This is a genomic window from Paenibacillus sp. NN59, from assembly GCF_057597225.1.
Genome location: NZ_CP199678.1, coordinates 4,462,041 through 4,483,603, shown reverse-complemented (window position 1 = coordinate 4,483,603; position 21,563 = coordinate 4,462,041). Strand labels below are relative to the sequence as shown.

At 47.8% G+C, this 21,563-nt stretch carries 15 protein-coding genes and 2 tRNA genes; 16 read left to right on the top strand and 1 reads right to left on the bottom strand.

Features of this window, described 5'->3' with window-relative positions; genetic code table 11:
- Positions 1-29: 29 nt before the first annotated feature.
- Positions 30-2,705 carry a YhgE/Pip domain-containing protein gene (locus tag ACT89M_RS19660; RefSeq protein WP_308722814.1) on the bottom strand — a complete coding sequence of 892 codons (2,676 nt, stop codon included), beginning with the start codon at positions 2,703-2,705 and terminating at the stop codon, positions 30-32.
- Positions 2,706-3,390: 685 nt separating this feature from the next.
- On the opposite strand from ACT89M_RS19660, the gene pyrR reads away from it, so the two are divergent.
- The 16 genes from pyrR to ACT89M_RS19580 all read left to right on the top strand — a co-directional run bounded on the left by pyrR (position 3,391) and on the right by ACT89M_RS19580 (position 21,337).
- A complete protein-coding gene (gene pyrR, locus ACT89M_RS19655; RefSeq protein ID WP_090923734.1) occupies positions 3,391-3,954 on the top strand; it encodes a bifunctional pyr operon transcriptional regulator/uracil phosphoribosyltransferase PyrR in 564 nt (187 codons plus the stop codon).
- Complete coding sequence (locus ACT89M_RS19650; RefSeq protein ID WP_373323254.1) at positions 3,954-4,865, top strand: aspartate carbamoyltransferase catalytic subunit; 912 nt, start codon at positions 3,954-3,956, stop codon at positions 4,863-4,865. Before pyrR ends, ACT89M_RS19650 begins: the two co-directional genes overlap by 1 nt.
- A 127-nt stretch (positions 4,866-4,992) precedes the next feature.
- Positions 4,993-6,297, top strand: coding sequence for a dihydroorotase (locus tag ACT89M_RS19645; protein ID WP_154888150.1), 1,305 nt, complete (start codon positions 4,993-4,995; stop codon positions 6,295-6,297).
- A gap of 395 nt (positions 6,298-6,692) precedes the next feature.
- Complete coding sequence (gene carA, locus ACT89M_RS19640) at positions 6,693-7,835, top strand: glutamine-hydrolyzing carbamoyl-phosphate synthase small subunit (protein ID WP_090923731.1); 1,143 nt, start codon at positions 6,693-6,695, stop codon at positions 7,833-7,835.
- Between the two features lies 1 nt (position 7,836).
- Complete coding sequence (gene carB, locus ACT89M_RS19635) at positions 7,837-11,052, top strand: carbamoyl-phosphate synthase large subunit (protein WP_253492642.1); 3,216 nt, start codon at positions 7,837-7,839, stop codon at positions 11,050-11,052.
- Positions 11,053-11,158: 106 nt separating this feature from the next.
- Positions 11,159-11,899, top strand: coding sequence for an orotidine-5'-phosphate decarboxylase (gene pyrF, locus ACT89M_RS19630; RefSeq protein ID WP_154888154.1), 741 nt, complete (start codon positions 11,159-11,161; stop codon positions 11,897-11,899).
- Positions 11,896-12,537 carry an orotate phosphoribosyltransferase gene (pyrE, locus tag ACT89M_RS19625; protein ID WP_090923728.1) on the top strand — a complete coding sequence of 214 codons (642 nt, stop codon included), beginning with the start codon at positions 11,896-11,898 and terminating at the stop codon, positions 12,535-12,537. Before pyrF ends, pyrE begins: the two co-directional genes overlap by 4 nt.
- A gap of 273 nt (positions 12,538-12,810) precedes the next feature.
- A complete protein-coding gene (locus ACT89M_RS19620) occupies positions 12,811-13,758 on the top strand; it encodes an ABC transporter ATP-binding protein (RefSeq protein WP_261769239.1) in 948 nt (315 codons plus the stop codon).
- Complete coding sequence (locus ACT89M_RS19615) at positions 13,721-14,836, top strand: efflux RND transporter periplasmic adaptor subunit (protein WP_154888156.1); 1,116 nt, start codon at positions 13,721-13,723, stop codon at positions 14,834-14,836. The genes ACT89M_RS19620 and ACT89M_RS19615 overlap by 38 nt, the downstream gene beginning before the upstream one ends.
- Complete coding sequence (locus ACT89M_RS19610; RefSeq protein WP_154888158.1) at positions 14,836-17,760, top strand: ABC transporter permease; 2,925 nt, start codon at positions 14,836-14,838, stop codon at positions 17,758-17,760. The genes ACT89M_RS19615 and ACT89M_RS19610 overlap by 1 nt, the downstream gene beginning before the upstream one ends.
- A gap of 2 nt (positions 17,761-17,762) precedes the next feature.
- Complete coding sequence (locus ACT89M_RS19605; RefSeq protein WP_090923725.1) at positions 17,763-18,626, top strand: ABC transporter ATP-binding protein; 864 nt, start codon at positions 17,763-17,765, stop codon at positions 18,624-18,626.
- Positions 18,627-18,647: 21 nt separating this feature from the next.
- Positions 18,648-20,099: an ABC transporter substrate-binding protein gene (locus tag ACT89M_RS19600; RefSeq protein WP_090923724.1), complete on the top strand. Its 1,452-nt coding sequence runs from the start codon at positions 18,648-18,650 to the stop codon at positions 20,097-20,099.
- A gap of 151 nt (positions 20,100-20,250) precedes the next feature.
- Entirely contained in the window at positions 20,251-20,415 is a 165-nt protein-coding gene (locus ACT89M_RS19595; RefSeq protein WP_167375813.1) for a hypothetical protein, read from the top strand.
- Between the two features lie 69 nt (positions 20,416-20,484).
- Positions 20,485-20,558 (top strand) — tRNA-Met (locus tag ACT89M_RS19590).
- A 58-nt stretch (positions 20,559-20,616) separates the two neighbouring features.
- Positions 20,617-20,690 (top strand) — tRNA-Ile (locus tag ACT89M_RS19585).
- A 221-nt stretch (positions 20,691-20,911) separates the two neighbouring features.
- The gene (locus ACT89M_RS19580; protein ID WP_154888160.1) at positions 20,912-21,337 is read left to right on the top strand and encodes a hypothetical protein; all 426 of its coding nucleotides are present in this window, start codon (positions 20,912-20,914) and stop codon (positions 21,335-21,337) included.
- Positions 21,338-21,563 lie beyond the last annotated feature (226 nt).

Below are 21,563 nucleotides of genomic sequence, written 5' to 3'. Positions count from 1 at the left end.
CGAAACTCAGGTACTGCTAAATACACAAATCAAGCAATGATTTTCGTTTTTTTCGCATTTTCAGCAGAACGTTTCGTTAAGCTGCTTAATGGTCGTTTTAACAAGAGAGCAAGAATAAGACTAAGCGCTATGAACAGACATAACCACAGGATGTCCTTTATGGCTGTTGACCATAGAATACCACCGACAGCTTCACGTAGCAGACTGATAGCATAAGTGAACGGCATGAACGGATTTAACGCTTGAAAAAAGGGCGAAGTCATGCTGATCGGGAAAGTACCACCCGAACTGGAGAACTGAAACACCATGAAGATAATAGCGATGCCTTTGCCAATATTACCGAATACAGATAAAAGCGTATATGTGATCGTGACAAACACTGCACTCACTAGCATGGCAAATACAATAAACAACCATTGATCTGCGACATACGTTCCCAGAATCCAGATGTCTCCCGCTGTAACGCATATCGCCTGCAATAAACCAACGGTTAGGAAAGTAGCTAGGCGACCGAGATACAGTTCATATCCGCGGTATGCGCCCTCCGGGTTTTCTGCTTCCGCACGCAACAGGGATATTAACAATGTTGAACCTACCCATAGTGATAATACGGCATAGAATGGTGACATGGCTGAACCGTAATTCGGAATGGGGTACAGGTGTTGTTCCTTAATCTGTACTGGACTCGCGAGGAATGCACTTTCCTCCTCAATATCCCCCCGCAACAATTTGGCGAGCTCGGCAAATTGATTATTGCCCTCGACTTCTCTTAATTTCTCGGCAGCCTTGCGGATTGCACTTTCCAACTCTGGCAAGTCCTTACGAACAAGAGTAGCTACGCGATGTACTCCTTGTTGCACATCGGGCAGTTGATGCTGCACAAAGCTGGACGCTTTGCTAATTTGCTTCTCAGCCTGAGGCAGATCATTACGAACAAAATCGGCAGCCGCATTTAATTTATCCTCCAGCTTGGGCAGATCACGTTGAATAAGGGAAGACACCACATTCCAAGCACGGATAAAGGATTCACTCTTAGTGCCAACGGTTTGTGAAATCTCATGCACCTTAGCCTGAATGTCGGGTAGATCACCCTGAATTTTTTCCAGCTCCGTTTGACCAAATTGAATGCCCTCCTTCGCTGTAGCGAGAATTGCTGCAATGTCGGGAAGACGCTCCTTTGCTGCTTGCAACGTATTAGCTGACGTAGAGAGAACAGACTTTAGCTGATCGGTTGCATCCGTAAGCGCAGGAACAATCTGGCTATCAAAGGTGCTTAGGAAGCGATCGATCCCGGTGTTAATGTTTCTATTCATTTCATTTAATCGGGCAACAACATCTGCGGGAGGGATTGTATTCTCGCGCAAGGCTGTACTGATGATTCCGGCCAGTTTTATTTGTTGCTGAAGTTGTTCGAATATCGTTTGTAATTGCTGTATCCTTGTTGCCAGTGGATGAGAGGGCAATAGAGCATCGATTTTGCCTAACAGATCAGACATACTATCCATGATTTTTACTGCAGTGCCTAGACGAGAAGTAAGACGGTCGATGTCATCAGCGCTTGGCAACTTACTCCAATCGGTTCCTTTTAATTGTTCAAACATATCGCCAGCTACGTTTGTTATTTGCTGCACGAACATCAGATTTTGCCGAATCGTTGGCGTAATCGATTGGAAGGCTTCCTGACTGGAACTTGCAAATTGATTTAATCCATTAGCAAACTGCACTGCGTTATCAGAAATTTCGGACACCTTATCCAAATCCTGCTCAGCATCAGAAACGATAGCAAGAGCTTGATTGGTCTTATCCAGGGCGGTTTGAATTACTCCAGAAACTTGTCCGAAGTTGGCATCAACCTCTTGAATGCGGGCGACGGCTTGCTCTATTTCCGGTATTCGATCTTGTAAGGCTACCACCTCTGAAGCAGCCGCTTTAATCTGAGGCCAATATTGCTGTACTTTTAGTACATATCCAGCAGCTTCATTAATTTCAGGCAGTCTTTTCTCTAATTCAACAATTTTTTGAGCCTGTTTTACAATCTCCGGCATGGCTTGGTCAACTTCGAGCACTTTCTGACCAGCTGTCTGGATTTCAGGCAGATTTTTCTCCAGCAAAAAGATGCCACTTTCCATTTTGCGTAGCGTTGGCAACTGTGCATTAATCTCTACGCCAGCTTCCTTCAGCTTGGTAAGCACTGCTTCACTGACGGCTTCAGTAAAATTCTCATTAATCTGCGTTGTAATGGCGGATACACCCGAACCGGTTATTTTGGGAGCGATGGCATTGACTTTTTCATTGACTGTGTATATGACTTCCGGTCGATCCAGTTTTCCATCCACAATGCCCGTGATCCGTGATGAAAAATCAGCAGGAATGAGCAGGCTGGCATAATACTCACCGGTCTGAACACCTCGGTTAGCTTCGGCTTGATTCACAAATGTCCATCCCAGCTTGTGGTTGTGACTTAAACTATACATTAACTCATCGCCAATATTAATGGCAGTACCCGTAACCGTGGCACCCTTGTCTTCACTAGTTACGGCGATTTTGATGCCTTGTGTATTACTGTACGGGTCCCAAACGGATTTGACATTTACCCAGTCGTATACACCTGGCAGTAATATGATTGCGACGATCAGAAATACACCTGTGGGTACTTTGAAAATATGTAGCCAGTCTGTCTTGTAAATTTGCCATATGTGACGCATGGTGTCCTCCTTCAAAATAATGAAGGGAGCTATAACAGTGGAGGGATAAGGTCACCTTCCTTACGTTGTTACTCCCTAAGCTATATGTATATCGGAAAAAAGGCGGATTTATTAAATGAACGTGTGTATAAACTTCCCCAATTGAAAGGAGACTGATTCATCAACTTCATAGATTCAGGAGAAGTGTTTGAAAATAGGGGACAGGTGGTGTTATTTGGATTAGAAACAGGTTGTAATTGTCTATGGATAAATATGCAGGTTTGTTGTATAATTATAAATGACGAATGACATGTGATGTGACATGGATGTTTTGTCGCCTAAATGCTGATTCTAATAAGACGAAGCAGAGGATTTGCACCTGCGAGGTGAGGTGTTGACAGAGGGTTGTCTTTCTGTCATAATTCATGAAGACAAACGGGCATATTGAGATAGAACTCTGTGAGGTTCCTCATATGCACGACATGAATAGCACCTTTAAATCAGTCCCGTGAGACTGGCAAGGTAACGTGAACGATTCATCATTTATTTGCTGCGGCAGATATAATGATGCATCCCGAGAGTAAACTTTCTTCAGCGACGTCTGAAGTTCGGAGACTCCTTGCCAATAAACACGGCAAGGAGTCTTTTTTGTTCTCCTCGTCACGGGGCCATGGTTTCGAAGGAAAATCCTGAGGAGGCTGAACGCATGAGCACAGAGACACATGTCATTATGGATGAAACGGCGATTCGCCGCGCATTGACAAGGATTGCCCATGAAATATTGGAGAAGAACAAAGGCATCGACGATTGCGTGCTGGTTGGAATCCGCACCCGCGGAGTGTATCTGGCCGAACGAATCGCCGCCAAGATCGAAGAGATTGAAGGCGCCAAAGTTCCCTGGGGAGAACTTGATGTAACCCTCTATCGTGATGACCGACTGGATGATAACCAGGCGAATCGCAAGGAACTGTTGATTATGACACCTGAATCACTTTCCATTCATAACAAAAAAGTGATTTTGTTCGATGATGTGCTATATACCGGACGCACAATACGAGCTGCGATGGATGCGCTGATGGACTGTGGAAGACCACAGAACATACAGCTGGCAGTACTTGCAGACCGTGGACACCGGGAACTACCGATCAGACCTGATTTTATTGGCAAAAACGTGCCGACATCCAAATCAGAAGAGATCGAGGTTGCACTCATGGAGACAGACGGACAGGATGAGGTCAAAATCATACAGAACCGAGGGGAGCAGGCATGATGATTACACAGACAGCGCTGAAAGACCGAAGCTTGCTTGGATTAAAAGACATTAGCCGTGACGAGATCGAGTCGATTCTGAATCGTGCAGCCCACTGGGAAGCACAGAAGGAAAAACTCGTTCCGGTCCTTGAGTCCCGCTTTGTAGCGAACATGTTCTTCGAGAACAGTACCCGCACCCGATTTTCATTTGAAATGGCAGAGAAGCGACTGGGAGCTCAAGTGTTGAACTTCACAGCAGCTGCGTCAAGTGTAGAAAAGGGCGAGTCGATCTACGACACGGTTCGAACACTTGAATCCATGGGGATCGATGCAGGGGTCATTCGCTTGAAACCGGCCGGTGTCTTGCAACAACTGGCTCAGAAGGTCAGTGTGCCGCTAGTGAATGCGGGAGATGGTAATAATGAGCATCCGACGCAGGCGCTCCTTGATCTCTACACGATGCGGAAGGCATTTGGTGAGCTGAAAGGTTTACGTGTCTCAATCATCGGAGATATCATGCATAGCCGGGTAGCACGCTCTAACTTGTGGGCACTGCAAAAGTTTGGTGCAGATGTACGTTTCTGCGCACCGCAAACAATGCAGGCGCCAGAGCTTGCAGAGCACGCACCTTATGTAGGTCTTGAAGAAGCGCTGAATGCTGATGTAGTCATGATGCTCAGGGTTCAACTGGAACGTCATCAACATGGCCTGATCACTTCAGCTGAGGATTATCGCGAACACTACGGATTGACGGAAGAACGGGCATCACGCCTGAAGCCAAGTACGATTATTATGCACCCTGCTCCTGTGAACCGTAACGTTGAAGTGGATGATGCGGTTGTAGAGAGCGAAGCTTCACGAATTTTCCCACAGATGGCAAACGGAGTTCCGATCCGCATGGCGGTTATGGAACGTGCGATGAAGCTGTAACAGGGCCTAGCATAGAGTCATAGGCTGGCGAGACGATGTTCTTGCACACCAATGAAGAGAGAGTAGACGATAAAACATTCATCTAGCGGATCTACCCTGCTGGACAGAACCGAAGCGGAGGGCAATTATGGTACAGGTGATAAAAAACGCAAACGTCTTGAATCAACAAGGGGAACTTGAACGGAAAACCATTCTTATAGAAGAAGGTAAAATTAAAACGATCGCTGGCCCGGAAGATGAAATCGTACGGAACGCCGAGAAGTCAGCAGAGCAGGTAACCGATGCATCAGGCAAGCTGGTGATCCCTGGATTAATCGATATGCACGTGCATCTACGCGAGCCTGGATTCGAACATAAAGAGACGATCGAAACAGGAGCTCTCTCCGCTGCACAAGGCGGGTTTACAACCATTGCCTGCATGCCAAATACAAGACCGGTAACCGACACACCTGAGGTTGTAGAACTGGTACTGAACAAAGCTAAGGAAGCAGATCTGGTTAAAGTGTTGCCCTATGCGGCGATTACCAAAAACGAACTAGGCCGTGAATTGACCGACTTTGCCGCATTAAAAGAAGCGGGTGCGATTGGCTTCACGGACGACGGCGTAGGTGTACAGAATGCGCAAATGATGAAGGATGCTATGAGCCTCGCAGCCAGCATGGATATGCCCGTGATTGCCCATTGTGAGGATGATTCTCTGGTAGTTGGCGGGTATGTCACTGAAGGTGAATTCTCCAAACGCCATGGCATCAAAGGCATCCCGAACGAGTCCGAAGCCATTCACGTAGGCCGCGACATCCTGCTAGCAGAAGCAACAGGGGTACACTACCATGTGTGCCATGTCAGTACAGAACAATCGGTTCGTCTGATTCGTCTGGCGAAATCGATCGGCATCAAGGTGACTGCCGAGGTATGTCCGCACCACCTCGTTCTATCCGATGAAGACATCCCAGGCATGGATGCCAATTGGAAAATGAACCCACCGCTACGCTCGCCACGTGATGTGCAGGCTTGTATCGAAGGTTTGCAGGATGGAACCCTCGACATGATCGTGACTGACCATGCACCGCATAGCGAAGAAGAGAAAGCCAAAGGCATGGAGCTCGCGCCATTTGGTATCGTTGGATTCGAAACGGCCTTCCCGTTACTCTACACGAAGTTTGTTGAAACAGGATTATGGACGTTAGACTTCCTGGTAAAACGTATGACGGCTGATCCGGCTCGCGTATTCAGACTGGATACGGGCAAGCTGGAAGCAGGAGCACCTGCCGACCTGACGATGATTGATCTGAATCAGGAAAAGGCTGTTGACCCGGCAACGTTCGCAACAAAAGGCAGAAACACACCGTTCACAGGCTGGAAGCTGAAAGGCTGGCCGGTACAAACATGGGTGGATGGGAAAAGTGTATGGAATAACACGTTAGAGCAATAAAACAGCAACATGCTGACGTAACACATCGTTAAAAAGATACAATGGCACTCATAACAACTATTTTTTAACGAACTAAAAGCTTGATCAGTAAACACTTTTTATGAACAAACTCAAGGCAAGTCAAGCCTTGAGTCAAAATAGACGCAACAAAGAAAAGTTGAATCCTGCTTTTGAACATAGACGCGGGACGTAACTGCGGAGTGGGCAGAAAGAACCCGAAGAAGCGAAGCGCCCGCCTTTATCAACGAATTACTCCATTTGAAAAATGGAATTAAAGTAATTCGGGGATAACAGCGATCGCAGGGTTTTCTGACCATGAAGCTACAGCTAACGTACATCACTTATGTTCAACTCCAAGAATTCAACTTGGATAAACACAGAGGGAGTGAAATGGGATGCAGGGACAGGCAAGATTATTGTTGGAAGACGGCACGCTGTTCACCGGAAAAGCATTTGGTGCGGAAGGTGAAACGACAGGAGAGGTCGTTTTTAATACGGGAATTACAGGCTATCAAGAGGTACTTTCAGATCCTTCATACTGTGGCCAGATCGTAACGATGACGTATCCATTGATCGGTAACTACGGAATTACCCGAGATGACTTTGAGTCGATTCGTCCTTACGTGCACGGTTTCGTGGTACGACGCCATGAGCCAACGCCGAGCAACTGGCGTGCAGAGTACAGCGTGGATAATCTGCTGAAAGAATACGGCATCGTAGGGATCAGCGAGATTGATACACGGATGTTGACTCGCCGGATTCGTCACCACGGTACAATGAAGGGAATTCTCACAACAGGATCGAAACCTGTCGAAGAACTGCTGGAGATGATGGGGGACACTACGATTGAGCAATTGCGTAATCAGGTGCCTATGACGTCTACAGAGCATGTGTACAACAGTCCGGGAACAGCAGAACGTATCGTTCTGGTCGACTACGGCGCAAAAACAGGGATTTTGCGTGAACTCAGCAAACGTAACTGTGATGTTGTTGTCGTGCCTCATGACGTAACGGCTGACGAGATTCGTCGCCTGAACCCGGATGGCATTCAATTGTCCAACGGCCCTGGGGACCCGAAAGACGTACCTCATGCCGTGAACATGATCAGCGAGTTGCTCGGTGAATATCCGATCTTCGGTATCTGCCTGGGTCACCAGTTGTTCGCCCTGGCAGCAGGCGCAGACACGGAAAAACTCAAGTTTGGACACCGCGGAGGCAATCACCCGGTTAAAGAACTGGAGAGTGGACGTTGCTTCATCACATCCCAAAACCACGGTTACACGGTAAACGAAGAGTCTGTGAAGAGCACAGATCTTGAAGTTACACATATCAACAATAATGACAAGACCATCGAAGGTCTGAAACATAAAAAATATCCTGCCTTCTCCGTACAATATCACCCGGAGGCAGCGCCAGGACCTTATGATAACAGCTACCTGTTTGATCGTTTCATCGAGATGATTCGTGAGCACAAGATCACTAACCCGCAAAAGCCGCGTCAAGCCGTATTGGCAGCCGCAGTGAAAGGAGCGCAATAACATGCCGATTAACAAAGATCTCAAAAAAATCCTGGTGATTGGTTCCGGTCCAATCGTCATCGGTCAAGCAGCCGAGTTCGACTATGCCGGTACGCAAGCTTGCCAGGCTCTGAAAGAAGAAGGCGTGGAAGTTGTACTCATTAACAGTAACCCTGCAACAATCATGACGGACACCAATATGGCTGACAAAGTGTACATTGAGCCAATTACGCTGGATTTTGTAACCCAAATCATTCGTCAGGAACGTCCGGACGGCTTGTTGCCAACACTGGGCGGCCAAACAGGTCTGAACATGGCTGTTGAACTCGCACGTGCGGGTGTGCTTGAACGTGAAAACGTGAAATTGCTCGGAACACAACTGACGTCCATCGAGAAAGCGGAAGACCGCGATCTGTTCCGTGATCTGATGCGCGAACTAGAACAACCCGTACCAGAAAGTGTCATCGTTACAACGCTGGAAGAATCGCTGGAATTTGCTGGTGAGATCGGTTATCCAATCATCGTACGTCCGGCCTATACCCTTGGCGGAACAGGCGGCGGAATCTGTGCAAACGAAGAAGAACTGCGCGAAACCGTAGCAGCCGGAATTCGTTACAGCCCGATTGGTCAATGTCTGGTAGAGAAGAGCATCGCCGGTATGAAAGAAGTCGAGTACGAGGTTATGCGTGACAAAAACGATAACTGCATCGTAGTTTGCAACATGGAAAACTTTGACCCGGTAGGCGTTCATACAGGTGACAGTATCGTTGTGGCTCCAAGCCAAACGTTGTCTGACCGTGAATACCAAATGCTGCGTTCCGCTTCCCTGAAAATCATCCGTGCCCTGAATATTGAGGGAGGATGTAACGTTCAGTTCGCGCTCGATCCGCACAGCTTCCAATATTACGTAATCGAGGTTAACCCGCGTGTAAGCCGTTCATCGGCGCTGGCTTCCAAAGCAACAGGTTATCCGATTGCGAAAATGGCTGCCAAAATCGCAATGGGTTATACGCTGGATGAGATCATTAACCCGGTTACAGGTCAAACGTACGCTTGCTTTGAGCCAACACTTGACTATATCGTAAGTAAAATTCCACGCTGGCCGTTCGACAAGTTCACATCGGCGAACCGGAAACTGGGTACACAGATGAAAGCAACAGGCGAAGTGATGGCGATTGGACGTACGTTTGAAGAGTCCATTCACAAAGCGGTTCGTTCCCTGGAGATCGGTGTACACCGTCTGTACCTGAAAGGTGCAGAAACACTGGATGAAACGACGCTGAACGAACGTCTGATGAAAGCAGACGATGAGCGCATGTTCCTGATCGCGGAAGCATTCCGTAGAGGTTATACGCTGCAACAACTGCAGGATCTGACCAAGATCGACTGGTGGTTCCTGGATAAAATCGAAGGGCTCATTAAGTTCGAAGACCGTGTTCGCGCAGAATCCGAATTGACTTCCGAAACGCTCTATCAAGCGAAACGTCTTGGTTTTACGGACCGTGCTATCGCTGAATTGCGTGCCGAAGGTCAACCTGGAGGTACATTGACGACTGAAGCAGAAGTCAGAGCACGTCGTGAAGAGGAGAACCTTCGTCCGGTTTACAAAATGGTAGATACCTGTGCGGCTGAGTTCGAAGCGACAACACCTTATTACTATTCGACATATGAGACAGAAAATGAAGTGTTGCCTTCGGACAAGAAAAAAGTGGTGGTGCTTGGTTCCGGCCCGATCCGGATCGGTCAAGGTATTGAGTTCGACTACTCCACAGTACATGCAGTATGGGCTTTGCAGAAAGCAGGATACGAGGCGGTTATTATCAATAATAACCCGGAGACTGTATCCACAGACTTTAACACTTCTGACCGCTTGTACTTCGAACCGCTGTTCTTCGAGGATGTCATGAACGTCATTGAACAAGAGCAACCGGTAGGCGTTATCGTGCAGTTCGGTGGGCAAACGGCAATCAACCTGGCAGCACCGCTGCGCAATGCAGGAGTAACGATCCTCGGAACGGATCTGGAAAGCATTGATGAAGCAGAGGATCGTAAGAAGTTCGAACGCCTGCTCTCCCGTCTGGAGATTGCACAGCCAAAAGGTAAAACGGTCACTTCCGTAGACGATGCTGTGGAAACAGCTCAATCACTTGGATACCCTGTACTCGTTCGTCCTTCGTATGTCCTGGGCGGTCGTGCAATGGAGATTGTATACTCCGATGCGGAACTCTTGACTTACATGGAGCAAGCGGTAAAAATCAATCCAGAGCATCCGGTTCTGATCGACCGTTACATGCTGGGTAAAGAGGTGGAAGTAGACGCCATCTGTGACGGTGAAACGGTACTGGTTCCAGGCATCATGGAGCATATCGAACGCGCAGGGGTACACTCCGGTGACTCGATTGCGGTATACCCACCGCAGCATCTGTCGGCAGATCTGAAAGAAAAAATTGTAGAGATCACGATCAAAATTGCCAAGGAACTGAAAACCATCGGTCTGGTTAACATTCAGTTTGTTATCCACGAGGGTCAGGTTTATGTTATCGAGGTTAACCCGCGTTCTTCCCGGACGGTTCCTTTCCTGAGTAAAGTAACCAACATTCCAATGGCGAACCTGGCAACACAAGCGATCTTGGGTGTGAAACTGAAAGACCTGGGTTATGTAGATGGTCTGTGGCCGGAAGCGGATCACGTATCGGTAAAAGTACCTGTGTTCTCCTTCGCGAAGTTGCGCCGTGTTGAACCGACTCTCGGACCTGAGATGAAATCAACAGGTGAGGTTATGGGACGTGACCCGAACTATGCGAAAGCTCTGTTCAAAGGTCTGATCGGTGCGGGAATGAAAATTCCAGCAACTGGAGCCATTGTGGTCACTGTCGCAGACAAAGACAAGGACGAAGCAGTACCTTTGCTCGAAGGTTTCTACAGACTGGGATACAAAATCATGGCAACTGGCGGAACGGCAGCTGCGCTTCAAGCGGCTAACATTCCAGTAACCGTTGTGAACAAATTGAGCGAAGGCTCACCTAACATTCTCGATATGATCCGCAGTGGTGAAGCGAACTTTGTGTTCAATACCTTGACTAAAGGTAAAACGCCACAACGTGACGGATTCCGTATCCGCCGTGAAGCGGTTGAGAATGGTGTGGTATGTATGACTTCCCTGGATACCATTCGTGCGTTGCTGATTATGCTACAAACGATCAACTTCTCCTCGGAGGCTATGCCAGCCTTTGTATAATGAATAGTCACTTGATGAAGGACATCAGTCAGCCTGCGGGCTGGCGGGATGTCCTTTATATCGGGCAAAAACGGAAAAAATGAGCACGCGGAAGGGGCGCTGGGATATGAATCACCCGAATTTCAATGAAATGGCTGGACGTCTGATGGTTGCACTCGATTATCCGGGGGCAGATGAGGCACAGAAACTGGTACAGGCTCTTGAGGGTATTCCTTGTTATCTCAAGGTTGGCATGCAGTTGTTCTATGCAGCGGGTCCGGACTTTATTCGGGAATTGAAAGCGAGAGGGTACTCCGTGTTTCTTGACGTGAAAATGCATGATATTCCAAACACCGTGCGTGGCGGAGCCGAAAGCATCACACGTCTTGGAGTGGACATGTTTAATGTACATGCGGCGGGTGGGGCCAGCATGATGCGTGCAGCACGTGAAGGCGCGGAAGCTGCCCTTGCTGCAGATCCTTCGCTGAAAAGACCTGAGATTATCGCTGTGACACAATTGACCAGCACCAGTCTGGAAACGATGAATAACGAGATCGGTATCCCTGGGAGTGTAGAGCAAGCGGTAGTTCGTTATGCCGGGCTGGCTCAGGAGGCCGGGCTGGATGGTGTGGTGGCTTCTCCGCTCGAAGTGCCAGCAATCCGGGTAGCATGTGGCAGTAATTTTCGCACGGTAACCCCCGGTATTCGTCCTGCAGGCAGTGGTCTTGGCGACCAGACACGTGTCCTGACACCAGGTGAAGCTATTAGCAGAGGCAGTCATTACATCGTTGTGGGCAGACCCATTACCGGTGCACCAAACCCGCGTGAAGCGGCAGAGACCATTTTGAAGGAGATGTTGAACGTATGATCGAACTTAGCCAAATTCCAAACCATATCGCTTCTCAGTTGCTAAAAATAAAGGCGGTGGCACTGCGTCCACAGCAACCATTCACATGGACATCCGGCATCAAATCACCAATTTATTGTGATAATCGTCTGACGATGTCTTATCCTGAGATTCGTAACGATATTGCCGAAGCTTTTGCCGCAATCATTCGTGATCAATATCCAGATGCTGAAGTGATTGCAGGTACAGCGACCGCGGGCATTCCACACGCTGCATGGGTAGCTCAGAAGCTGAATCTGCCGATGGCCTATATTCGAGATAAAGCGAAAGGTCACGGCAAGGAAAATCTGATTGAAGGTTTAATCAGCGAAGGACAGAAAGTAGTCGTGATCGAGGATTTGATTTCAACCGGAGGAAGTTCGATTAAAGCGGCAGAAGCTGTACGCGTAGCAGGAGCGACACCACTCGCAGTTCTTGCGATTTTCAGCTATCAGCTGGATAAAGGTGTGAAAGCGTTCGAGGAAGCCGGCATACCTCTACAAACGCTGTCCAATTATACAGCGCTGATGGATGTTGCGTTGGCTCAAGGAACCATTCAAGAGAGCGATTTTGCACTGCTTCAATCGTGGCGTGAAGATCCTTCTTCATTTGGTAAATAATATCATCCCATCAACAATAAACTGTTGCTCAGCAAACGGTATCAAAATTGTAATGATTCCCGTAATGACGGCAAAACTATCGAATAATCAAGAGGCATCCCGTAACTTGGGGTGCTTTTTTGTTATGTTCATCAAAATATTAACTTTTTCACACTGACGATGTAAAAAGCTTGTAACTTTTAGTGGAGAGCAGTCGTTTATAATTCAGTGTAGCATGGAACAGATTTCTAGATTTAGGGCGCATGAAGGAAATGCGCGGCATAACAAGAGAGGATGAGCGTGATTGCTGGCATGAAAAAGTTATTTTCAAGGAAAAGAACTGCCAAGAGCCAATCGGGTGATAAACGCGAACAGGAACAACCTAAGCTGGAGAAAAGGGCTACATCGGAAGAACCTTCGTACATAACGGAGCCCGAGCCTCTAAGCGCGGAAGCGCTCACGTCAGATGAGGTATCTGCTATGGAGGAGTCAGCAACGGCTATAGCCATAGAGGAAAAACCGCAGAAGACCAAAGCGAAGCCGAGAAAGGAACTGTTGCCTCCGTATGATGGACCCGTGTTGGAGGTACGCAACGTTCATCGTAGCTTTCAGACAGGCAGTCGTATCATTCATGTGCTCAAAGGCATTGATATGGAAGTAAAGCCGCAGCAGCTTGTTATGCTGAAAGGACGGTCTGGCTCAGGTAAAACAACATTGCTGAACATGCTCGGCGGACTTGACCAGCCTTCTAGTGGAGAGATTCTATTCTCCGGACAGCCTCTTCAGGATTGGGGAGATCAACGGCGAACCGCTTTGCGGCGCAGAGAGATTGGATTTATTTTTCAAGCGTATGCACTCATGCCTTTATTATCTGCTTGGGAAAATGTAGAGCTGTCGCTCCGTATGGCGGATGTACCGCGGTCGGAATGGAAAGACAGAGTAGGTCACTGTCTGGATCTAGTTGGACTGAGCAAACGTGTCAAGCACCGGCCTTTTGAGATGTCCGGGGGGGAACAGCAGCGGGTGGCCATCGCTAAAGCGATTGCACACAGGCCTCGGTTGCTGCTTGCGGATGAACCAACGGCGGAGCTGGATTCCAAAATGGGTGCACAGGTTATGGCTGTGTTCCGCAATATCATTGAAGTAGAACAAGTAACGATATGTATGACTACACACGATCCTACAATTTTGGAGGTTGCGGACCATGTTTATGAAATGGCGGACGGCAGATTTCTCACGTAAAGGTGCCGTTCCGAAGAGGGGGAAACGCACAGCGCTTATTGTACTTGGTGCAATACTCGCTGCAACGATGTCAGGCTGTTCATTGCTACCATCTGAGTCGGAGGAAGAGGTGCTCCCACCAATAACACCGCCAACGATCTCCAAAAAACCGGAATATGAAGTCCGTACGGAGACGCTGGAGAAAAAGGTGAGCGGTAGTGGCAAGATGATGAGTCAGCGTGAAGAAAAAGTATATTTTACGCTGGATGGCATGCACATTAAGGAATTGAATGTAAAAACGGGGGATAAAGTGAAGAAAGGACAGGTTCTCGCTGTCCTTGACGTAACAAGTGTGGAAAAGGAAATTCGCGGCAAGCGGCTTCAGATTCGCAAATCGGAAGTACAGATGAAGGAAACGCTGCGCAAGAAGGACGAGATGGACCCGGTGGAGTTTGAAGAAGCGACCATTGCTTTTGAAGAACTTCGTCAGGAGCTTGCTGATCTGGAAGAAAAGCTGGGACAATCCACGTTGACGGCTCCCTTTGGAGGTACCGTGATTGCGGTTCAAGTGGAGAAGGGCGCATCGGTCAAAGCGTATGATCCTATTGCGACCATTGCGGATACGTCCAACCTGGTTGTGGCGGCTACATTTGCCAAGGAGGATCTAGAGAAATTTACGTCTGGCATGAAGGCTGAAGTTGACATCAACGGTGCTGGCAAAGTGGCCGGCAAGATCAAAGCAATGCCTACGGCTGAAGCTTCAAGTAACAATAATAGCAATGGATCAGGTCAGGGCCAAGGAGGCTCACCTCCGGCGAAGGAAACGCTGGATCAATATGTCCTTGTTACTCTGGCGAAGATGCCTAAAAATGTAGAACGCGGTACGCCTTTAACGGTTTCGATCGTAACTCAGCGCACCGAGAACGCGATTGTCATTCCTGTATCTGCTTTGCGCTCCATCGGTTCCAGAACCTATGTACAGGTGATCGAGAATGATGGAAGCAAGCGTGAAGTGGACGTTGAGGTTGGACAGCAGACATCAACCGATGTCGAGATTCTGAAAGGTCTGACGGTTGGTCAGAAAGTTGTGGGACGCTAATGGGGCTGCCATTGCTTCGGCTGCTGTTCCGCAAAATGTGGAACACACGCTGGATGACTTTCAGCACATTAATCGGCTTGATTGTGGCGGTAGCGTTCACCGTCAGTATTCCAATGTATGCCGATGGTGCGTTGAAACGGGTTGTCGCGCAGACGCTGCAGGATAACAGTGAAGGTTTACCAGCAGGATCGCTGTTGATGAGTTACCAAGCACCCGGCGGTGCAAAGACCGATACCAGAGGACTGGATGAGGTGAATCGCTACATTCGCGAGGATGTTCCTCGCGACATTGGATTTCCATTTCATACGTATGTGAATTCGAGATCCATTCGCAGTACAGAGGTCAGTCCTGAAGATCCGACCAAAGTGGATGCAAGCCGTGTGCGGAGTATGACACTGGGTACGATGAGTGGACTGGATGATCAGGTGAATTACTCGGCGGGTGTCAAACCTGGGAATCAGGTCAAGGACGACATCATCGAAGCTGTGATGCTGGAAGAAGGGATGTACCGGAATGATCTTCATGTGGGGGATATTCTGGAATACCCGATCTACAGCGGTCTGAATATTACGTTGCGTGTGAAAATTACGGGTTCCTTCAAGGCCGACAATCCGAATAGTCCGTATTGGGTTCAAGGCTTCGACGGTATGATGAATGGACTTTATGTGAATGAATCGGTTTTTAATGACGTATTACTCAAAGAAAAGGGTATTCCACTACAGAATTCACGCTGGTACTATGCATTTGATCTTAAAGAGGTTCAAACCAGCCAGTTATCTGGCCTCAGCTCTGTGCTGGAACGGCTGGATATTGATCTCTATCAGCGGCTGAAAGATACCAAGGTTGATATTACCTTCGGCGATCTGCTCAAACAATTCCGTAGCCAGAGTCTGCAGCTGCAGACGATGCTGTTTACACTTGCTGCACCGATGATTGCGATGGTCTTTTATTTCATCGCAATGAATGCCAGACAATCCCTGCAAAAGCAGGAAAGTGACATCGCTGTGCTACGTAGCCGTGGAGCCTCGGCTCGTCAGATCTTCTCGCTCTATCTGCTTGAAGGCATCTTCCTGGGCGCGATTGCACTGGTTGTTGGGCCGCTACTCGGATGGTTCATGGCGAAGAGTATCGGCTCGGCAAGTGGATTCTTATCCTTTGTAGATCGAAAATCCATTCCGATTGGCGTATCCAAAGAAGCGATTCTGCTTGGCGTGGCAGCGGTACTGGTTGCTATTATTGCATCACTGATTCCGGCAATTACGTACGCACGGGCAACGATTGTATCCGCTAAAAGGCGCCAGGCACGTACCGATCGTGCGCCGCTGTGGCAACGATGGTTCCTCGATGTGGGGCTGCTCGGTCTAGCGGGATACGGATACTATCTGTTTTATGAACGTCAGATGCTGACGTTCCAGACGGGGATGACGACAGATCAGTTACAGGTGCAGCCGTTTCTGTTCTTTGTACCTGCACTAGCGATCTTTGCGCTTGGCCTGTTTTTCCTGCGTTTGTTCCCATGGATTTTGAAACTGATACAGTTGATCGGACGCAAGTTATTACCAGTTCCAATGTATCTGACGTTGACACAGTTATCCCGTTCATCTTCATCCTATTATCCGCTCATGATTCTATTAGTGCTGACGCTCGGCCTTGGAGTGTATAACTCGGCCGCAGCGCGAACCATTGATTTGAATTCAACAGAACGTACGCTTTACCGTTATGGCTCGGATGTTATTATACAAACGGTATGGGAAGGAACTCCCGAGGTGAAGCCAGGAGGTTCTGGACAAGGCGGCGGATCAGGCGGCGGTCAGCAAGGTGGAGGCAACGGAGGGGCCGGTGGTGGCGCTGGTGGAGGAAATGGCGGTGGTGGAGCTCCAGGAGGTGGCGGCGGTGGCGGTGGCGGTTCATCGCAACCAACCAAAATCATATACTCCGAGCCCCCATTTGAAGTGTTCCGCCAATTAAACGGTGTGGAGCATGCTGCACGGGTACTGCAAACGAAGGGCAACATTATTGTCTCAGGGAAATCCGGCGGACAAGGGATGCTCGTTGGTATCGATAATGTAGACTTTGCCAAAGTAGCTTGGTTCCGTAACGATCTATTCCCTGCACATCCTTACAAATATCTTGATTTGCTTGGTAAATATGAAGGGGCTGTACTGATCTCTTCGAAATTTGCTGACAAGTTCAAGCTCAAAACGGGAGACATGGTCTCCATGGGGATACAAGGTCAAGCGATAGAATTTGTAGTTTTTGGCATTATTCCATACTGGCCTTCACAATACCCGGATCAGATGCCATTCTTCGTGGCTAATCTGGATTATATTTATGATCAGGTTCCGCTAATGCCCTACGAGGTATGGTTAAAAATGAAACCGGATGCCAAGGTAGCTCCATTAATGGAGAAACTCGCGGCAGAAGGCATTGAGCTATCCTCTGTCCGTGATGTGCGGACTGAACTGGTCACTCAGGGAAAACATCCATCCAGGGGCGGGGTATTCGGCATTCTGAGTCTGGGATTCCTTGTATCGGTGATCATCTCGTTAATCGGTTACGTGCTCTATTGGTTCTTCAACCTCTCGGGACGCGTGGTACAGTTTGGTGTCCTGAGGGCTATGGGTCTATCCAGAGCACAGCTTAGCGGTATGTTATTGCTGGAGCAGGTGTTCACCGCTGGGCTTTCGATCTTGCTGGGGATTAGTATCGGTCAGGTTTCAAGCAGGCTCTTCCTGCCATTCTTGCAAACGACCGATAATGTGTCTGCGCAAGTTCCGCCATTCCGCATCGTCTTTGAACAGCAGGATATGTTGCAACTGTACGGCGTAACCGTAGTTATGCTGATTATCGGAGCATCGATGTTGCTCTGGCAGATTCGCAGGCTCAGAGTTCATCAGGCGGTCAAAATGGGAGAGGAGAGGTAAACGTGATCCAATGCGAAGGACTTGTCAAAATTTTTAAATCCAGCGATGTGGAAGTCGTTGCCCTTCAAGGTCTCAATCTGACCGTCAATCAAGGCGAAATGATGGCGATTATTGGCAACAGCGGTAGTGGTAAATCAACGCTGCTTAACATCCTTGGCGGCCTGGACCGCCCTACCGCTGGCACGGCGGTGGTTGGGGACTGGGATCTGCTTAAAATGACGGATGCTCAACTCGTGGAATACAAACGTCACACGGTTGGATTCATCTGGCAAAATAACGGTCGTAATCTGCTGCCCTATCTCACCGCACTGGAAAATGTGGAAACACCGATGATTTTGGGTGGCAAACGTGATCGTAAGTACGCTATGCAGTTACTTGAATGGGTTGGTCTGAAGGATCGTATGCATAACAAACTGCATCAACTGTCGGGCGGGGAGCAACAGCGTGTAGCGATTGCGATCTCCTTGTCCAATCGGCCAAAAATTTTGCTGGCAGATGAGCCTACAGGTTCCGTCGATTCCGAGACGTGTGATACAATCATGAACATTTTTCGCAAAATGAATAAGGAACTTGGCGTCACCATTGTCATTGTTACCCATGACTTGACGCTTGCTGGCAAGGTTGATCGGATCGTTGCGATTCGGGATGGCCTGACCAGTACTGAATTTGTGAAACGTAATCCGAATCTGGATGACGATCAGGGGCTGTCTGAAGCAGGCGCGCCTGACGTTCATGAAGCTTTTGTCATTATTGATCGTGCGGGGCGGCTTCAGGTGCCAAAAGAGTATCTGGAAGCCTTGTCCATTGATAGCCGAGCGACATTGGAGTTTGACGGTGAACGTATTGTTATTACACCGCCAAGATAATTTAAGAGGGGGAACTGGGAGATGAAAAACAGGTTGTGGGGAAAACGTGTGCTGGCCATCATGGCAACAGCAACACTGGCATTGCCACTTATCGCAGGATGTACAGCGAGTGAGAATACAGATAATGAACAGCGTGTGCTGCGTGTAGCGACACTCTGGGGAGGACAGGATGACAGCTATTTCCGTCAGCAATTTACGGATGCTTTCGAACTCACACACAAAAATGTCACGGTAGAAATCGTGCCTGCGGTTGATCAGGGCAGTATGTATGGCTTTGGGAATTCCGAACAAGCAAACGAAATGCCAGATACCATGGAGAGTTTGAAGAAAATTATGACAGGAGATAATCCGGTGGATGTCGTTGTAGCAGATACGGCTACGATCAAGTCGTTGATTCAGGAGAACATGGTTAAGCAACTTGATCCGTTAATGCAGGAAGACAAATTTGACACCAGCGACATTGTGCCAAGTGTGCTTGAAGGGATCAAAGATCTGGGTGACCAGAACATCTATGCGCTGACACCAACCTTCTCTTCTTCTGCTCTGTTTTATAACAAGGGAATGTTTGAAAAAGCGGGTGTTGAACCACCAACGGACAACATGACGTGGGACGATATCTTTAATCTGGCGACTCGCCTTACTAAAGGCGAAGGTAAAGATCATGTCTTCGGAATGTCGTTCAGCACATATAACGGCGGCTCTCCGTACTACTCTATGCAACAGTATTATAATTCGCTGCAGTTGAAAGTCTTTGACGACAAGGCAGAAAAGATGACCGTAGATTCTCCGCAATGGGAGAAAGTGTGGAGTACGGTCAGCAAGCTGGCGATTGATAAAGTCATCCCGAAAGGTGACGAGCCACAAGATCAGCAAACAGAAGGACGCTACAATCCTGTTCAGGGCGACTTGTTCCTTAGTGGCAAAACAGCAATGGCGATCGGGGATTACAATTACATCAATCAATTAATTGATGCGAATAAAAATGCAGATAAAATGAAAGATTTTACGAAAATAGATTGGGATGTAGTTACACCTCCCGTTCATCCAGAAGCTCCTGAGGTCGGAGGCAACATCTATCTTAGCAGTTTGATGGCAATCAACAGCTCCGCTCAGAACCCGGATGATGCCTGGGAACTGATCAAGTATATGAATAGCGAGGATTGGGCTAAGATCAAGGCACGTAGCAGCTATGAATTGGTATCCCGGAAAAGCTTCATTAAACCAAAAGACGGACTTGATTACAATATTCAGGCGTTCTACACGTTGAAGCCGGTGCCGCCAACCAACACGAATCTGGATAAAATGTATCAGAAAATGCCTGGACTGTGGCAGGTAAGTGACAAAGGTATGGAGTACTTTAATCAAGTGTTAGAAAATAAAAAGACACCAAAAGAAGCACTGGGTGAATGGGCAGCCAAAGGGAATGAGATGCTTGCGAAGTTGAAAAAAGATCCTAAAGCAACATTCCAATAAGTTATGCACCAGTAACATCCAAGTAACCTTCGTCTATTACAAAAAAATAATGGCCGCTGGAGATTTTATCATCTCTGGCGGCTATTTTTAGGAATTTGGGGTATTCTACAATTAACAGCAGTATATGAACCCTTTGGAAAGGACGAGCAGGATGAAATGGATATATTTCAGCAAGCTGTATGCAACGAAATTTCAAGCAGGTTGCCTAGCAAAAAGACTGGAGCAGGATGGCTGGATTTACGGACACAATGAGCCTGAAGAAGTTGAAGTGTATCGTTCACGTAAAGGTCGGTATGGTGTGCGATTTATTCCCTGAGATTACCCCTTGACTTATGATGGAGTAATAGTGTATATTAATTAAGTCGCTGTTTATTAATTTTAACGACGCGGGGTGGAGCAGCCCGGTAGCTCGTCGGGCTCATAACCCGAAGGCCGCAGGTTCAAATCCTGCCCCCGCAATATAGCTTTACTGGATGGTTTACAGCGACCATCTACACTGTTATATATTATTTGTTCAGGGCCCTTAGCTCAGTTGGTTAGAGCGGTCGGCTCATAACCGATTGGTCACAGGTTCGAGTCCTGTAGGGCCCATATTTTAGAACCCTTGCGATGCAAGGGTTTTTTTCTGTTTTCATAGACTTCTATTTTCATAGATGGGAACGACGTATAGTTTAGCTAAGGAATAAAAACGGTACGATTCTATTTTTTTATTGGCTTCTATACGACTTTTTTTCAATGATGGGATGGATGTCCATGCCAGATGATCATTCTCGCATATACTATCTCAATTCCACCTATAGGAGGTAGATTTCATGACTCAGTTAATTGATGCAAGAACCTCGCAAAATGCGAGTTTGGCTAACTCCATCGCTATTCCGATTCTCGTCATTAACACACCACAGTTGTTTGGACAGATTGGATTGGTGACAACAGCCACAATCGGAGCGAACCCTCGGGTTCAATTCAAAGGAACCGTGACTCTGCAGCTTCCTTTGGCACTCGTTGGTGTAACGATCACGGTAGTTCGGGGAACCGTCTCCACAGATCCTGTCATTTATTCTGCAACGTCCACGTTTAACTTGAGCGTTCTGGCACCACAAGTTATTACATTCTCTGCGGACGATTACAACCCACCAATTACACCACAATTAACGTATACGGCTTTTATCAGCACGAACTTGCTGGGTACCGTTCGTGTAGGTCCAGAGAACTTCGACGGTGTCTTGTACTCTGACTAATGGTTACTCGCTTGTAAGAAATATAAATGCGAATCCAATCTTTTTTGATTTGCTACGAAGTTTATGGATTTCAATTTTATTTGGCGTTGTGCCTGTTTCCATACGGAGCAGGCTTTTTTTGTAGAGAGGGCAGAAAGGAATGACGCTCTGTATTCGGGGAAGAATAAATAGAGTATAGAAAGTAAAATAAGAAGGATATGATATAATTGTTTTTCTTCATAGAATT

Excerpts from the sequence above, each read along its gene's own strand:
- ACT89M_RS19660 (WP_308722814.1), bottom strand. The coding sequence starts at position 2,705 with ATGCGTCACATATGGCAAATTTACAAGACAGACTGGCTACATATTTTC.
- pyrR (WP_090923734.1), top strand. The coding sequence starts at position 3,391 with ATGAGCACAGAGACACATGTCATTATGGATGAAACGGCGATTCGCCGC.
- ACT89M_RS19650 (WP_373323254.1), top strand. The coding sequence starts at position 3,954 with ATGATTACACAGACAGCGCTGAAAGACCGAAGCTTGCTTGGATTAAAA.
- ACT89M_RS19645 (WP_154888150.1), top strand. The coding sequence starts at position 4,993 with ATGGTACAGGTGATAAAAAACGCAAACGTCTTGAATCAACAAGGGGAA.
- carA (WP_090923731.1), top strand. The coding sequence starts at position 6,693 with ATGCAGGGACAGGCAAGATTATTGTTGGAAGACGGCACGCTGTTCACC.
- carB (WP_253492642.1), top strand. The coding sequence starts at position 7,837 with ATGCCGATTAACAAAGATCTCAAAAAAATCCTGGTGATTGGTTCCGGT.
- pyrF (WP_154888154.1), top strand. The coding sequence starts at position 11,159 with ATGAATCACCCGAATTTCAATGAAATGGCTGGACGTCTGATGGTTGCA.
- pyrE (WP_090923728.1), top strand. The coding sequence starts at position 11,896 with ATGATCGAACTTAGCCAAATTCCAAACCATATCGCTTCTCAGTTGCTA.
- ACT89M_RS19620 (WP_261769239.1), top strand. The coding sequence starts at position 12,811 with ATGAGCGTGATTGCTGGCATGAAAAAGTTATTTTCAAGGAAAAGAACT.
- ACT89M_RS19615 (WP_154888156.1), top strand. The coding sequence starts at position 13,721 with ATGTTTATGAAATGGCGGACGGCAGATTTCTCACGTAAAGGTGCCGTT.
- ACT89M_RS19610 (WP_154888158.1), top strand. The coding sequence starts at position 14,836 with ATGGGGCTGCCATTGCTTCGGCTGCTGTTCCGCAAAATGTGGAACACA.
- ACT89M_RS19600 (WP_090923724.1), top strand. The coding sequence starts at position 18,648 with ATGAAAAACAGGTTGTGGGGAAAACGTGTGCTGGCCATCATGGCAACA.
- ACT89M_RS19595 (WP_167375813.1), top strand. The coding sequence starts at position 20,251 with ATGAAATGGATATATTTCAGCAAGCTGTATGCAACGAAATTTCAAGCA.
- ACT89M_RS19580 (WP_154888160.1), top strand. The coding sequence starts at position 20,912 with ATGACTCAGTTAATTGATGCAAGAACCTCGCAAAATGCGAGTTTGGCT.